The following is a 15,057-nucleotide window of genomic DNA, read 5'->3' as shown; positions in this document are numbered from 1 at the left end:
TCTAACCCCTCCCCTTCAGGGGAGGGGCAGCGAGACTTGCCAGCTTGCTGGCTAGTCGCAGCGGGGTGGGCATACCGGCCTTGCACCAGCCTGCGACCCCCACCCCAACCCCTCCCCTGAAGGGGAGGGGCTTGAAAGCATAAGATGACCGAAACCACCGCCTCCTCCAACTTCGTCAACATCGGCGAACGCACCAACGTCACCGGTTCCGCCGCGTTCAAGAAGCTGATCCTCGCCGACGATTACACCGCGGCGGTCGAGGTCGCGCGCCAGCAGGTCGAGAATGGCGCGCAGGTCATCGACGTCAACATGGACGAAGGCCTGCTCGACGCCGAATATGCGATGACGACCTTTCTGAAGCTCATCGCCGCCGAACCCGACATCGCGCGGGTGCCGGTGATGATCGACAGCTCGAAATGGAGCGTCATCGAAGCGGGGCTGAAATGCGTGCCCGGCAAGCCGATCGTCAATTCGATCAGCATGAAAGAGGGCGAAGCGCAGTTCCTCGACCATGCCCGCAAATGTATGGCGTACGGCGCCGCGGTCGTTGTGATGGCGTTCGACGAGGTCGGTCAGGCCGACACGAAAGAGCGCAAGATCGAGATTTGCGAGCGCGCCTACAAACTGCTGATGACCATCGGCTTTCCGCCCGAGGACATCATCTTCGACCCCAATATCTTCGCGGTCGCCACCGGGCTGGAAGAACATGACAATTATGCGGTCGACTTCATCGAGGCGGTGAAGGAAATCCGCGTCCGCTGCCCGCACGTCCACTTCTCGGGCGGTCTGTCAAACCTGTCGTTCGGTTTCCGCGGCAACGAGACGGTGCGCCGCGCGATGCACAGCGTCTTCCTTTATCACGCGATCCCCGCCGGGCTCGACATGGCGATCGTCAACGCGGGCCAGCTCGACGTGTATGACACGATCGACCCCGAACTGCGCACCGCGTGCGAGGATGTGATCCTCAATCGCAAGGTCGAAGGGGAGGACCTCAGCCCGACCGAACGGCTGATCGCGCTCGCCGAACGCTACAAGGGCACCACTGCCGCGCAGGAAAAGGCCGCCGAGGAATGGCGCGGCTGGGAGGTCGCGAAGCGGCTCGAACATGCGCTGGTCAAGGGCATCGACGCGCATATCGTCGATGATACCGAAGAGATGCGGCAGCAGATGGACCGCCCGATCGAAGTCATCGAAGGTCCGCTGATGGACGGGATGAACGTCGTCGGCGACCTGTTCGGATCGGGCAAGATGTTCCTGCCGCAGGTGGTGAAATCGGCGCGCGTGATGAAAAAGGCGGTCGCGCACCTGCTCCCCTTCATCGAAGCGGCGAAGGAACCCGGGGCGAAGGGCAAGGGCAAGGTCGTGATGGCGACCGTCAAGGGCGACGTCCACGACATCGGCAAGAATATCGTCGGCGTCGTGCTGCAATGTAACGGCTTCGAGATCGTCGACTTGGGCGTCATGGTCCCATGGTCGAAAATCCTGGAGGCGGCGAACGAAAATGACGCCGACATGATCGGCCTGTCGGGCCTCATCACCCCCTCGCTCGACGAAATGGTGACGGTGGCCGAGGAGATGCAACGCGCCGGCATGACCATGCCGCTGCTGATCGGCGGCGCGACGACGTCGAAAGTCCACACCGCGCTGCGCATCGACCCGGCGTACAAGGGGCCGGTGCTCCACGTCCTCGACGCCAGCCGCGCGGTCGGCGTCGCGACCGCGCTCGTGAGCGACACCGGGCGCGACGCCTATGTGCAGGGGTATAAGGACGATTATGAGCATATCCGCGACGTGCGCGCGGGCAAGGGGCAGAGCGTCCTCCACACGCTCGAGGAAGCACGCGCCAATTACTACGACGCCTATTTGAGCGACAAACCCGCGCCGCCGCTCCAGCCCGGCTTGCACCGCTTCGACGACTGGTCGCTCGACGATCTGCGCGAATGTTTCGACTGGACGCCCTTTTTCCGCGCTTGGGAACTGCACGGCACCTATCCGTCGATCCTCGACGACGAGGTGGTCGGCGAAACGGCGCGCGCGCTGAAGGCCGATGCCGATGCGATGCTCGACAAGCTGATCGCCGAGAAATGGCTGACCGCGCGCGGGGTCTGCGCCTTCTGGCCCTGCGCGCGCGACGGCGACGATGTGACGATCCACCTCGCCGAGGAAGAACGTCATGTCACGCTCCCCTTCCTGCGCCAGCAGATCAAGAAGAGCCGCGACCGCGCCAATATGTGTCTCGCCGACTTCATCGATCCGGCGGGCGACTGGATCGGCGGCTTCGCCGTCGGCATCCACGGCATCGAGCCCTTTTCCGAACGCTTCCGCGCCGACAAGGATGATTATTCCGACATCTTGCTCAAGGCGCTTGCCGACCGCTTCGCCGAAGCCTTTGCCGAGCGGCTGCACCAGCATGTCCGCACGACGCTGTGGGGCTATGCCCCGGGCGAACAGCTGACCAACGAGGCGCTGATCAAGGAGGAATATCGCGGTATCCGCCCGGCGCCGGGCTATCCCGCCTGTCCCGACCACAGCCTGAAGCCGATCCTGTTCGAACTGCTCGCGGCGGAGGAAAATGCCGGGCTGGTACTGACCGAAAGCTTCGCGATGCTGCCGACCGCAGCGGTCAGCGGCTTTTATTTCGGCCACCCCGAAAGCCAGTATTTCGGCGTCGCGCGGATCGGCAGCGACCAGCTGGAGGATTATGCGCGCCGCCGTGGCGTCGATCTGGAAACCGCGACGCGTTGGCTGCGGCCCAATTTGGATTGAGCGGTTGAAACTCGCGTGCCCCTGCGAAGGCAGGGGCCCATCTCCGGTCGGTGCCATCTCGAACCGGCAGGTGATGGGTCCCCGCCTTCGCGGGGACGCACCAGTGTAACGATTGGATATTAGGCTGTCCGACAACAGGACACGCCGAGGATTAACCAGCTTCGCCAACGACTGTCGCCGTAAAAGCCGCTATGGCCGACCCATGCTCAAGTCATTCTTCCGTCGGCCCCTGCTGCCGCTCCTCGCCTTGCCGCTTCTCCTCGCCCCGGCGCCGCTCCCCGCGCAGACCGGCGGCGCGCCCTACAGCGTCGATGGCCGCGGTTTCAACCGGCTCCAGGACGCCGTCGATGCGATCGGCGATGGCGAGGGGACGATCCGCATCGCCTCCGGCTATCACCGCGACTGCGCGGTGCAGACCGCGGGCCGCATCGCCTTTGTCGCCGCCGAACCCGGTCGCGCGATCTTTGACGGCGTCACCTGCGAGGGCAAGGCGGCGCTGGTGCTGCGCGGCGCAGGCGCGCGGGTCGACGGGCTGGTTTTCCAGAACATGCGCGTCCCCGACGGCAATGGTGCGGGCATCCGGCTGGAAACGAGCGACCTCGCCATCGTCAACGCGATGTTCCGCAATAGCGAGCAGGGGATTTTGACCGCCGACGATCCCGAAGCCACGCTGACCATCGACCGCTCGACCTTCTCGCGCCTTGGTCGCTGCGACCGCGGCCTCAGCTGCGCGCACAGCGTTTACACCGGCATTTACGGCAAGGTCGTCGTCACGCGGACGCGCTTCGAAAAGGGCAGCGGCGGCCATTATCTGAAAACCCGCGCGATCGCGGTCGACATCAATGACAATAGTTTCGACGATACGCAGGGCACCGGCACCAATTACATGATCGACCTGCCGTCGGGGTCGGTCGGCCGGATCGCGAACAACATGTTCGTGCAGGGCAAGGACAAGGAAAATTATTCGGCGCTGATCGCTGTCGCCGCCGAGGAGCGCAAAAATCCGTCGCGCGGCCTGTCGATCGTCGGCAACCGCGCCAGCCTGCCCGCCGGTATCGGGCGCAAGTCGGTGTTCGTTGCCGACTGGAGCGGCGAGGCGTTGGCGATCGGGGCGAATGAGCTGGGCGCGGGGCTGACGCGGTTCGAGAAACGCTGAGCCCAGACTTCCCAAATCCGTTCGTGTCGAGCGAAGTCGAGACACGCGAGGCAATGCACGACCTCAACGTGTCTCGACTTCGCTCGACACGAACGGTTGAGGATTAGGGCTTTACGCCTCGCCCCGCGTTTCGATCAGCGAAGCCGCCAACGCCTCGGCGGGCGACTTGCCGCCCCACAGCACGAACTGGAACACCGGGTAAAAGCGCTCGCATTCGTCGATCGCGCTTTCGATCAGCGTCTCGGTCATGTCGAGCGCCAGCGAACCATCGCTGCCCAGCAACATCCCGTGCCGGAACAATATAGTCCCGCTGTTCGACCACAGCTCGAAATGCCCGAGCCACAATTGTTCGTTGATCAGCGCCAGCGCTTCGTGCGCCACGGCGCGTTTTTCCTCGACGACGCGGATGTCGGGGAAGGCGAGCAGCTGGATGACGCCATCGTCGGCGCGCCACACTGCACGCAGTTCATAGGCGGTCCAGCTGCCCTGCGCGGTCGCGACGATCTCGTCCTCGCCGACCATTTCGTGCGGCCAGTCATGCGCGGCAAAATAGGACGCCAGCATGTCCATCGGCGCGGCGTCTTGGCCGTCGTCATCGTCGTAAATATCGTCGCTCATGGGGGCGCTTTAGCGGGTGTTTGGCGGAGTAGCGAGTCCGTACCACTCACCAATCAACCGTCACCCCGGCGAAGGCCGGGGTCTCGCCGGTGCGTCAGGATGCGCGGTCGAGATCCCGGCCTGCGCCGGGATGACGCAATCAGCTTTTGGGCTTTTGCGCCGGTTTCGCCGCAGCGGGCTTCGCGGCAGGCTTCGGCGCAGCAGCAGGCTTGGCCGCCGCTTTCGCTGCTGCCGCAGGCTTCGCCGCACGTTCCAGCTTGTCGAGCCGCGCCTTCAGCGCTTCGGTCTCGGCGCGCGCGGTTGCCGCCATCTGCTTCACCGCTTCAAATTCTTCGCGGCTGACGAAATCCATCCGGCCGACCCATTCCTTGGCGCGCTCGCGCATCGCGGCCTCGGCCTCACGGCCGGCGCCGGCGACGGTTCCGGCCACGCCGTTCACCATCTTGGCCAGATCGTCGAAAAAGCGGTTTTCGCTCTGCATCTCAAAATTCCTTTATCGGACGTCTCAGTCCCTTGCCGTCACCCTATTTGGGTGCTGGCGGCGGCGGGGACAAGGGTTTCGGCGTCGGGGTTGCGCTGGTCGATCTGGAAATTCAGGATCGCGGCAAAGCTCAGCCACACCATATAGGGCACGAGCAGCCACGCCGCCGCCTTGCGGATCGGGGCAAAGGCAAAGGCGGTGGCGATCGTCGTCAGCAGGATGAAGAGGATCAGATAGAGCGCCGCCGTCACCTGATATTGGCCAAAGAACAGCGGCGACCAGGCGAAATTGGCGATCAGCTGGACAAAGAACAAGGTCAGCGCCAGCCCGCGCCCCTTCGCGCCGCGCGCATGCAGGATCATCGCCAGCGCCAGCCCGAGCATGATGTAAAGGATCGGCCAGACAACCCCGAACACCCATCCCGGCGGGGTGATGTCGGGCAGGTCGAGCGCGGCGAACCAGCGATTGCCATAACCGCTGTTCGACAGCACCCCCATGAGGCTGCCGATCAGGACGATCGCGGGGACGGTCACCATTGCCCAGCGAAGGTACGACATTCGAAGTTGTCCCGGGGTAGCGATCTCGGTCATGCACATGGTCCTTTGCGCGGGAATCGGCTGCTTAAGGGTGTCGCGGCGGGCGGGGCTGGCGTCAAGCGGCAGCTTTGACCGCGGCGATCAGAAATTCGACATTACCCTCCGGTCCGGTGATCGGGCTTTCGACCGTTTCAACGACCGTCCAGCCATTCTGTTCCAGCCAATCGCGCGCCGCCGCACACACCCGCGCGTGGACCGCGGCGTCGCGCACGACCCCCTTCTTGCCCACCTCGTGCCGTTCGGCCTCGAACTGCGGCTTGATCAAGGCGACGATGCGCGCGCCGGGCTTGGCGAACGACATCGGCACCGGCAGCACCTTGGCCAGCGCGATGAAGCTCGCGTCGCAGACGATCAGGTCGATCGGTTCGGGGATGTGGGCCGGCGTCAGGACGCGCGCGCTCGTCTGCTCGTGGACGATGACGCGGTCGTCCTGGCGCAGCTTCCATGCCAGCTGGTTCGTCCCCGAATCGACCGCATAGACGCGCGCCGCGCCGCGGCTCAGCAGCACGTCGGTAAAGCCGCCGGTCGACGACCCGACATCGATCGCCACCGCGCCCGTCACGTCCCAGCCGAGGTGGGTCAGCGCATGGTCGAGCTTGATCCCGCCGCGCGACACCCAGGGATGGTCGCGCCCCTTGACGCTCACATCGGCGTCATCGGCAACCTGCTGCCCCGCCTTGTCGATCTTGCGGTCGCCGACAAAGGCGAGCCCGGCAAGGATCAGCGCCTGCGCGCGCGTCCGGCTCTCGGCGAGGCCGCGATCGACGAGCAACTGGTCGGCGCGAACCTTCGCCATCAGCGTTCCGCCAATTCCGTCAGCATCCCCGGCGTCAATATCTGCGGCAGGATTTCGGGCTGCGGCGCCCCCGGAACATACCACAGGTACAGCGGCACGCTGTTGCGGCCATGTTCGGCCAGCGTCCGCGTGATGACCGGATTGCCATTGGTCCAGTCGCCGACCAGCGTGACGACGCCCGCCTTGTCGAACGCCGTCTGCACCGCCGCGCGGTTGATCGCGCCCGCCTCGTTCGCCTTGCACGACAGGCACCAGTCGGCGGTGAAATAGACGAACACCGGCTTGCCCGTTGCGCGCGCCTTGGCGAGCGCATCGGGGGTGAAGGTCGATCCGCTCGACGTCGCCGTGCGTTCGGCGTCGGCAACCTCCGTCACCGTGCCGCCGAGACCGACGACAAAGAGCGCGCCCGCCGCGATCAGCAGCCAAGACCGTCGGTCGCCGCGCTGCATCGCGCCATAATGGGTGAGCAGTACCAGCGCCATCGCGACCGCGACGATCGGCCAGATCAGCTGCGACCCGCTGCCCAATTGCCGCCACAGCAGCCAGCTGAGCGCGAGCGCGGTCAGCCCCATCGGCAGCGCCATCCATTTCCGGAATTTGGCCATCCATGGCCCCGGCTTGGGCAGCCGGTTTCTCAGCGCCGGAACGAAGCCGACCGCGAGAAAGGGCAGGGCAAGGCCGAGTCCAAGGCCGCCAAAGATCGGCAGTGCCGCCCATGCGGGCAGCACGAGCGTCGCCCCGAGCGCGGCGCCGAGCAGCGGCCCGCTGCACGGCGTCGCGACAAAGGCGGCGAGCGCCCCGGTCCAGAAACCGCCCGCTGCGCCCTCCTTGCCCGCCAGCGCCTGCCCGCCGCCGAACGACGGCAGCTCATAAGCACCCAGCAGGTTGAGCGTGATCGCAATCGCGAGGATCAGGAGCGCGAGGACGCTGACCGGATGCTGCAACTGGAACGCCCAGCCGACCTGCTCGCCCGCCGCGCGCAGCGCGAGCAGCGCCGCTCCGAGCAACAGCGCGGTGACGATCGCGCCCGCGGTGTAAGCGAGCGCCTCGATCCTCGCCGACCGCGCGTCGCCGCCCGAGCGTGCAAGGCTCAGCGCCTTGAGGCTCAGGATCGGAAAGACGCAGGGCATCAGATTGAGGATCAACCCGCCGAGGATCGCCCCGCCGAGCGCGGTCCAGAACAGCCTCATGTCGATCGCGTCCGTCGGGCCTGCAATCGCCTCGCCCGCGGCGGGGACCGCGCCCGGTTCGAACTGCACCGCAAGCCCGCGCCCGTCGCCCAACTTGAGCAGCGCCGCCACCGGCCCGCTCGCCTCGCCCTTGGCGCGCGTCTCGACGATGATGAAATCGCCATTGCGGCTGAAAGTTTGCGGCGCGGCGTAATCGACCAGATTTTGCGTCTCGGCGAACAGATAGGGCGCGTCGAGCGCCGACCCGGCGGGCAGGGGAATGGCAAAGCGCACCATCTCGCCGCGCCGCTCCCAAGTCCCGCTGCGATCGAGCGGCTGCGGCAGCAGCGCCCGCCACGTGTCGAAGCGCGCCTGCGTCGCGGCAGCAACGGCGCCGTCGCCCGCCTTTAGCGCGACCGAAATCACCGCCTTTTCCGGCACGCAAACCTTGTCGGTACAGGCCAGCCAATTGGCGACCCCCGACAGGGTCAGGTCGCTCCCCTGCGCGACACTTTCGTCCACTTTTACCTCGGCGAGCAGCGCATAGGGATGCTCGTATACATGGTTCATCATGCCGAACAGGATCAGCGGCTCGGGCACCGGATAACGCAGCGGCGCCACCGTCACGCCCTCGGGCAGATTCCATTCGACCGACAGCCCGAACCCGGCGTCGCCGCCGTTGATCCAATAACCGTGCCAGCCCTTGTCGGGGGTCATGGTGAGCGCCAGCGTCGTCGTTCCGCCCGGCGCGGGCGCGGCGGTTTCGGCAACCAGCTTTGGCTGGATATGCGTCGTTTGCGCCTGCGCGGGGCTGACCGCGAGCAGCGCGAGCGCCAGCATCACCAGCACCGATTGCCACAGCCTTGTCACAAAAAGGTCGTTGCCGCGATCCATGCCCGTTCCGCTGTCATCCATCTGTCGAGGCTTGCCATATAGGCGGCTTTCGCCGACAGGACAGCCCGTGCTGACACCCTGCCTGACGGAGACGCCGCTCGTGACGCTGAAACATCTCAAAATCGCTCTCGCCGCCACCCTCTGCATCGGTAGCGCCACCACCGTTCTCGCGCAAAATTCAGCGCCGCCCGCTCCAAAGGTCACCGCCGCGACGCCGCCGCCAAAGCTGATCGTGATGGTCGCGGTCGACCAGCTTTCGGCCGATCTGTTCGCCGAATATCGCGGCAAATTCACCGGCGGCCTCGCGCGGCTGGCATCGGGGGTCGTGTTTCCGTCGGGCTATCAGGCGCATGGCGCCACCGAAACCTGCCCCGGCCACGCGACCATCCTTACCGGCAGCCACCCCGGTCGCGCCGGGATCGTCGCCAATAATTATTTCGACCTGTCGGTCGCGCGCGAAGACAAGCGTGTCTATTGCGCCGAGGACGAAAGCGTCCCCGGCACCGCGTCGGGCGGCGGCAAATATGCGCCGTCGGTGAACCATCTGCTCGTCCCGACGCTCGGCGATCTGATGAAGGCGCGCGATCCGAAAGCGCAGGTCGTGTCGGTCGCGGGCAAGGATCGCGCGGCGATCATGATGGGCGGGCGTCAGGCCGACGAACTGATGTGGCTCGCGCCCACCGGGCTCACCAGCTACCGCGGCACCGCCCTGTCGCCGACCGCGGCGCAGGCTGGTGCGGCGATCGCCGCCGCGATCGCGCAGCCGCGCCCGGGGCTGGCGTTGCCCGCCGATTGCACGGCGCACGACATCGCCATCCCCGTCGGCGACAAGGGCGCGACCGTCGGCACGGGCCGGATGGCGCGCGACGCGGGCGACTTCCGCCGCTTCATGGCCTCGCCCGAAGCCGACGGCGCGGTGCTCGCGACCGCCGCCGCCTTGCGTCAGGTTCGCAAGATGGGCGAGGGCAGCGGCACCGACCTGCTGATCGTCGGCCTGTCGGCGACCGATTATGTCGGTCATGGCGCAGGAACCGAGGGCAGCGAAATGTGCCTTCAGATGATGGGGCTCGACCGCGAACTCGGCGATTTCTTTGCGCGGCTCGACGCGACCGGCATCGACTATGCCGTCGCGCTCACCGCCGATCATGGCGGGCACGACATGCCCGAACGCAACCGCCAGAATGGCTGGCCCGCTGCCGAGCGCGTCGATCGCGCGCTCGACCCCGACGCGCTGGGCAAGGCGGTCGCCGAAAAGCTCGGCCTGCCGCAACCCTTGCTCTATAGCGATGGCCCGTTCGGCGACATGTATCTGTCGAAAGCGCTGACCCCGGCGCAGCGCAAGGCCGCGCAGGACGAAATTTTGGCCCGGCTGCGCGCGCATCCGCAGATCGAGGCGGTAATAACCGCGGATGAACTCGCGAACCGGCCCATCTCGAAACACGCGCCCGACACCTGGAGCCTGCACGACAAGCTGCGCGCATCGTTCCACCCCGACCGCTCGGGCGATTTTGTGGTGGTGCTGAAACCGCGCGTCACCCCGATTCCCGAATCGGGGCTCGGCTATGTCGCGACGCACGGGTCGGTGTGGGATTATGACCGGCGCGTCCCGATGCTGTTCTGGCGCAAGGGGCTTACGGGCTTTGAACAGCCGAATGCGGTGATGACCGTGGACATCCTGCCGACGCTGGCGTCGCTGATCGGTTTGCCGGTCGATGCGGGGAAAATCGACGGACGCTGCCTCGACCTGTTGTCAGGTACCGACAGCAGTTGCCGTTAGGAACAAGAAAAGAAACGAAGATGACGATGAACTTGCGGAACTTCTCCGGCCGGTTGCTGCTGGTCGGCTGTGGCAATATGGCGGGAGCGATGCTCGATCGCTGGCTCGCGGCGGGGTTTGACCGCGCGCAGGTGGCGATCGTCGATCCCTTTGCGGCGCCGCGCGACGGCATCGTCCAATATGCGGCGCTGGCCGACTGGCAGGCCGCGGGCGCCGCCGCCGACTGGATCATGCTGGGCATGAAGCCCCAGCAACTGGGCGACGTCGCCGATGTCCTTGCGCCGTTGGCCACCGGGGACACGCACCTGCTCTCGATCCTCGCGGGCGTGTCGCTCGCCGATCTGGCGGCGCGCTTTCCGGGCGCCCGCGCGCACGTCCGCATCCTGCCGAATCTGGCCGCGCGGATCGGCGCGGGGGTCAGCGCAGTCGCGACGCTGGGCGACGCCGATCATGCGGCGATCGCCGACTTGCTCGATCCGCTGGGGCAGACCGTCACGCTGGCCGATGATATGACGATGGATCTGATCACCGCCTTTACCGGCAGCGGCCCCGCCTTCGTCTTTCGGCTGATCGAATCCTACGCGGCGGCGGGCGAGCGGCTGGGTCTGTCGGCGGAGGATGCGCTGGCGCTGGCGACCGCAACCTTTGGCGGCGCCACCGCGCTGCTCGCCGACAGCGGCGAAAAGCCGGGAACGCTGATCGCGCAGGTCGCGAGCAAGGGGGGCACCACGCAGGCCGGGCTCGACGTGCTCGACAGCGACGGACAGCTCGCCGCATTGCTCACTAACGTCCTGCGCGCGGCGCGCGACCGCGGCCGCGAACTCGCCGATCTGGCGCGAGGAGAATCCTAACCGTCGCCCCCGCGAAGGCGGGGGCCGCTGTCGGTTTACGCAGCGGAGCAGGAATAGGCGGCTAGCGGCCGCCGCCTTCGCGGGGCGACTGCTTCGGATTACCCCGCCTCTTTCCCCAGCGCCACAATGCGTTTGCGCTCGCGCGCGGGAACCAACGCTTCACTAACGTGCCAGAATCCGGTCACCGCCTGCTGCCCGGCGTGCGTATAGGCGCGGCTCATCGTGTCGCGCAGCAGCACGAAGATAGCGGCTTCGATCGCGCGTCCGGCCTCGGTCAGCCGTAGCTCCTTTTGCCGCCGGTCGCGATTGCCCGGGCGCGTCGTCAACATCGCGCGCGCTTCCAGTTCCTTTACCACTCGGCCCAGCGACTGTTTGGTGATCCCGAGCAGCGCCAGCAGGTCCGAAATCGTCAGCTCCGGCTGGCGCGCGATGAAATACAGCGCGCGGTAATGGGCGCGCCCCAATTCCTGTTCGGCCAGCTGTGCGTCGATCGATCGCCACAGCGACGCATGCGCGAAAAACAGAAATTCGATCCCGCGACGCACTTCGTCTTCGCGCAAGAAAAGAGCAGATGCGGCGGGTACTTGTGAAAGAAAATTTTCCTCAGCCATGGTCACTACCGTTGCGCGCCGCGCGGGTCTTTGGCAAGAGGCGCGCTCCATCGACCCCATGACCATAGGTGTTTTCGCATGTCCGCTCCCGCCTTCACCCATCTGCCGCACCCCAATCGCGTTGCGGACGATGTACGCGCGGCGGCGATCGCCGATCCGGCGTTCGGGCGGGTCTTTACCGATCATATGGTGTCGATCCGCTACACGGAGGGGCAGGGCTGGCACGACGCGCAGGTGATGCCGCGCGGGCCGCTGACCCTCGATCCCGCGACCGCGGTGCTGCATTATGCGCAAGAAATTTTCGAGGGGCTGAAGGCGTACCGCCTCGACGACGGATCGATGGCGCTGTTCCGCGTCGAGGCCAACGCCGCGCGCTTCAACGCCAGCGCCCGCCGGATGGCGATGGCCGAAATGCCCGAGGAGCTGTTCATCGCCGCGGTCAAGGAAGCCGTGGCCGCCGATGCCGCCTGGTTCCCGCCCGTCGAGGGCGGGGCGCTCTATCTCCGCCCCTTCATGTTCGCGAGCGAGGTGTTCCTGGGGGTGAAGCCCGCCGCCGAATATCAGTTCCTTGTCATCACCTCGCCCGTCGGCAATTATTTCAAATCGGGCGCCCCGGCGATCTCGCTGTGGGTGTCGGAAGATTATACCCGCGCCGCGCCCGGCGGCACCGGCGCCGCCAAATGCGGCGGCAATTACGCCTCCAGCCTGATCGCGCAGCGCGAGGCGATCGCCAAGGGGCACGACCAAGTCGTCTTCCTCGACGCCGCCGAGCATCGCTGGATCGAGGAATTGGGCGGCATGAACATGTTCTTTGTGTTCGACGACGGCAGCATCGTCACCCCGCCGCTGACCGGGACGATCCTGCCCGGCATCACCCGCGACGCGATCATCACGCTGGCGCGCGACGCTGGCCTTACGGTCCGCGAGGAACCCTATGCGATCGACCAGTGGCAGGCCGATGCGGAGAGTGGCAAGCTCACCGAAAGCTTTGCCTGCGGCACTGCCGCGGTGGTGACCCCGGTGGGCAAGGTCACGCGCGGGCAGACCAGCTTTACGATTGGCGCCGGTGGCCCCGGACAGGTGACCGGGATGCTGAAAGACAAATTGGTCGACATCCAGCGCGGCCGCGCCGCCGATCCGCATGGCTGGGTGACGCGGCTCTAACCGCCGCCTTGCCAACCCAAGCCGAGGCGCTATAGAGCGCGCTCGCACCGGCCCGTTGGGGCGTCGCCAAGTGGTAAGGCAGCGGCTTTTGATGCCGCCATTCGCAGGTTCGAATCCTGCCGCCCCAGCCAGCCGGTGCGGTCTTGCCCCCGTGATTTGTCATTTGACCGCCATGTCTGGGATGCCTTCCGACCAGGTTGGCGCACTGCGCGACGACGGCGGAAATCATGCCGCCGAAAATGCCAGCCGCGCTGTCGTCGCCGCTGCGCAATTTTACGATTTTGGCCGAATGTTGCGCTTCTCGCTACCGGGCTCGTCGCCGGCTGCCGTTCAGGCGCCTCGGCCCTGGCCCGGCGTCAACCGCTGACCGGAGCGAATCTGCCAAAAAGGTGAAGCGGAACCTTTATCCCCCGTCCGCCACGCTTGGCAGCTGCGACGGGGGAACAGGTTCGTTGTGCACATAGGAACATTAGTAGAACATCGGGCAGCCGTCAACCTCCTTTTGTTCTCCCGATCGGTTCGGCTGCGCAGGTTGACGTTAACGTCAATCAGCGCCAATGCTGCGGACAGCAACAGGAGTTGGTGATGACGGCACAACCGAAATTCGATCTGTCGGGCCGGGTGGCCCTCGTCACCGGCGCTTCGTCCGGATTGGGCGCCGGCTTTGCGAAAGCACTGGCGGCGGCAGGGGCCAAGGTCGTGCTCGCCGCGCGCCGCGCCGACAAATTGGCCGAGCAGGTCGCAGCGATCGAGGCCGCGGGCGGGCAGGCGATTGCGGTCAGCATGGACGTCACCGACGTGGCCTCGACGATCGCCGCTTATGACGCCGCCGAGGCTGCCTTCGGCACCGTCGATACGATCGTCGCCAACGCCGGGGTCGCCACCGAAAAAATGGCGATGGGGCTATCGGTCGACGAGGTGGATTTCCTGCTCGCCGCCAATGTCCGCGGCGTGTTCCTGACCGCGAACGAAGGCGCCAAGCGGCTCGACAAGGCGGGCAGCCGCGACAAACAGCACGGCCGCATCGTGTTGATCGGGTCGATCACCGCCGAGAAAATCTTTCCCGCGACCTCGGTCTATGGCGCGACCAAGGCCGCGGTGCGCCATCTGGGCAAGGCGCTGGCGCGCGAATGGGCGCGGCGCGGGATTTGCGTCAATGTGATCCAGCCCGGCTATTTCGAATCCGAAATGACCGCTGAATTGTTCGAGAGCGACACTGGCGCCGCGATGGTCAAAAGCTTCCCGCGCCAGCGGATGCGCCCGCCCAGCGACTTGCACGCCCCCTTGCTGCTGCTCTGTTCCGACGCGGCGGTGGGGATTACCGGCAGCGTCTTTACCATCGACGACGGACAGACGCTGTGAACGAGCTGCTCATCGAAGCGCGCGGCGCGGTCGAGATCGCGACGCTCAACCGCCCCGACCGGCTCAACGCGCTCAGCGAAGGGCTGGTCGACGAGCTCAACGCCTATTTCGGCGGGCTGGCCGATCGCCGGGACGTCCGCGTCGTCATCCTGCGCGGCGCGGGGCGCGGCTTTTGCGCCGGGCTCGACATTCAGGAGGATCGGTCGTCGGACGAAACTCCGGTGCTGCGCACGCTGCGCACCCAGACCGCGATTGGTAATATCTACCGCAAGATGCGCGCCTGTCCGCAGCCGATCATCGCGCTCGGCCATGGCGCGGCGTGCGGGGGCGGGCTGTCGTTGCTCCTTGCGTCGGACGTGCGCTACGCCACTCCCGATTTTCGCTGCAACGCCGCCTATATCCGCATCGGGCTCGGCGGTTGCGACATGGCGTCGAGCTATTTCCTGCCGCGGCTGGTCGGCGCCAGCCTCGCGGCGGAGATGATCCTGACCGGGCGCTTCATCGACGCCGAGCGCGCGCTGCGCGCCGGGCTGGTCAGCGAGATCGTCGATGCAGACGCGCTGCTGGGTCGCGGCCTCGCGCTCGCCGACGAGATGCTCGCAACCAGCCCCTATGGCCTGCGGCTGTCGAAACAGGCGCTCAACCTCAACATCGATGCGCAGAGCCTCGACGCCGCGATGGCGATCGAGGATCGCCAGCAGGTCATCCTGTCGGCGACCGAAGATCACCGCGAAGCGCTCGCTGCCTTTCTCGAGAAGCGCGCGCCCGAGTATCGCGAACGCTAGGCCTACCGCCCCAGCTTGACTCGCCGATATA

13 protein-coding genes and 1 tRNA gene are annotated in these 15,057 nt (G+C 66.2%); 8 read left to right on the top strand and 6 right to left on the bottom strand.

Going from position 1 to position 15,057, the window contains the following annotated elements; all coding sequences use genetic code 11:
* The first annotated feature begins 144 nt into the window (after positions 1-144).
* Both metH and G9408_RS08305 read left to right on the top strand, forming a co-directional pair.
* Positions 145-2,766 (top strand): methionine synthase, encoded by a 2,622-nt coding sequence (metH, locus tag G9408_RS08310; protein ID WP_168453587.1) that lies wholly within the window; start codon positions 145-147, stop codon positions 2,764-2,766.
* Positions 2,767-2,968: 202 nt separating this feature from the next.
* On the top strand, positions 2,969-3,922 hold the full coding sequence (locus G9408_RS08305; RefSeq protein WP_168453586.1) for a right-handed parallel beta-helix repeat-containing protein: 954 nt from the start codon (positions 2,969-2,971) through the stop codon (positions 3,920-3,922).
* Positions 3,923-4,033: 111 nt separating this feature from the next.
* Here G9408_RS08305 and G9408_RS08300 read toward each other — a convergent pair whose 3' ends face one another.
* The 5 genes from G9408_RS08300 to G9408_RS08280 all read right to left on the bottom strand — a co-directional run bounded on the left by G9408_RS08300 (position 4,034) and on the right by G9408_RS08280 (position 8,476).
* On the bottom strand, positions 4,034-4,540 hold the full coding sequence (locus G9408_RS08300) for a type III secretion system chaperone family protein (protein ID WP_120215507.1): 507 nt from the start codon (positions 4,538-4,540) through the stop codon (positions 4,034-4,036).
* Positions 4,541-4,679: 139 nt separating this feature from the next.
* Complete coding sequence (locus G9408_RS08295; protein ID WP_168453585.1) at positions 4,680-5,021, bottom strand: accessory factor UbiK family protein; 342 nt, start codon at positions 5,019-5,021, stop codon at positions 4,680-4,682.
* Between the two features lie 38 nt (positions 5,022-5,059).
* The gene (locus tag G9408_RS08290) at positions 5,060-5,611 is read right to left on the bottom strand and encodes a TspO/MBR family protein (RefSeq protein WP_168453584.1); all 552 of its coding nucleotides are present in this window, start codon (positions 5,609-5,611) and stop codon (positions 5,060-5,062) included.
* 61 nt (positions 5,612-5,672) lie between these two features.
* Positions 5,673-6,413 (bottom strand): TlyA family RNA methyltransferase, encoded by a 741-nt coding sequence (locus G9408_RS08285; RefSeq protein ID WP_168453583.1) that lies wholly within the window; start codon positions 6,411-6,413, stop codon positions 5,673-5,675.
* Positions 6,413-8,476, bottom strand: coding sequence for a protein-disulfide reductase DsbD family protein (locus tag G9408_RS08280; protein ID WP_168454072.1), 2,064 nt, complete (start codon positions 8,474-8,476; stop codon positions 6,413-6,415). The genes G9408_RS08285 and G9408_RS08280 overlap by 1 nt, the downstream gene beginning before the upstream one ends.
* Positions 8,477-8,543: 67 nt before the next feature.
* Between G9408_RS08280 and G9408_RS08275 the strand changes: the two genes are divergently transcribed.
* Entirely contained in the window at positions 8,544-10,253 is a 1,710-nt protein-coding gene (locus G9408_RS08275; protein WP_328804420.1) for an alkaline phosphatase family protein, read from the top strand.
* A gap of 20 nt (positions 10,254-10,273) precedes the next feature.
* Positions 10,274-11,104 (top strand): pyrroline-5-carboxylate reductase, encoded by an 831-nt coding sequence (gene proC / locus G9408_RS08270; protein ID WP_210423295.1) that lies wholly within the window; start codon positions 10,274-10,276, stop codon positions 11,102-11,104.
* A gap of 98 nt (positions 11,105-11,202) precedes the next feature.
* Here proC and G9408_RS08265 read toward each other — a convergent pair whose 3' ends face one another.
* Positions 11,203-11,715 (bottom strand): MarR family winged helix-turn-helix transcriptional regulator, encoded by a 513-nt coding sequence (locus tag G9408_RS08265; protein ID WP_168453581.1) that lies wholly within the window; start codon positions 11,713-11,715, stop codon positions 11,203-11,205.
* Between the two features lie 78 nt (positions 11,716-11,793).
* Here G9408_RS08265 and G9408_RS08260 point away from each other — a divergent pair, with 78 nt between their 5' ends.
* The 4 genes from G9408_RS08260 (at position 11,794) to G9408_RS08245 (ending at position 15,026) form a co-directional block, all read left to right on the top strand.
* A complete protein-coding gene (locus G9408_RS08260) occupies positions 11,794-12,879 on the top strand; it encodes a branched-chain amino acid aminotransferase (protein ID WP_168453580.1) in 1,086 nt (361 codons plus the stop codon).
* A 56-nt stretch (positions 12,880-12,935) separates the two neighbouring features.
* Positions 12,936-13,010: transfer RNA gene (locus G9408_RS08255), tRNA-Gln, on the top strand.
* A gap of 454 nt (positions 13,011-13,464) precedes the next feature.
* Positions 13,465-14,241 (top strand): SDR family NAD(P)-dependent oxidoreductase, encoded by a 777-nt coding sequence (locus G9408_RS08250; RefSeq protein ID WP_168453579.1) that lies wholly within the window; start codon positions 13,465-13,467, stop codon positions 14,239-14,241.
* Positions 14,238-15,026, top strand: coding sequence for an enoyl-CoA hydratase/isomerase family protein (locus G9408_RS08245; protein WP_168453578.1), 789 nt, complete (start codon positions 14,238-14,240; stop codon positions 15,024-15,026). The genes G9408_RS08250 and G9408_RS08245 overlap by 4 nt, the downstream gene beginning before the upstream one ends.
* The last annotated feature ends 31 nt before the right edge of the window (positions 15,027-15,057 follow it).

The organism is Sphingopyxis microcysteis (genome assembly GCF_012274265.1).
Taxonomy (GTDB): Bacteria; Pseudomonadota; Alphaproteobacteria; order Sphingomonadales; family Sphingomonadaceae; genus Sphingopyxis; species Sphingopyxis microcysteis.
This window is presented reverse-complemented; position numbering and strand designations above follow the sequence as displayed.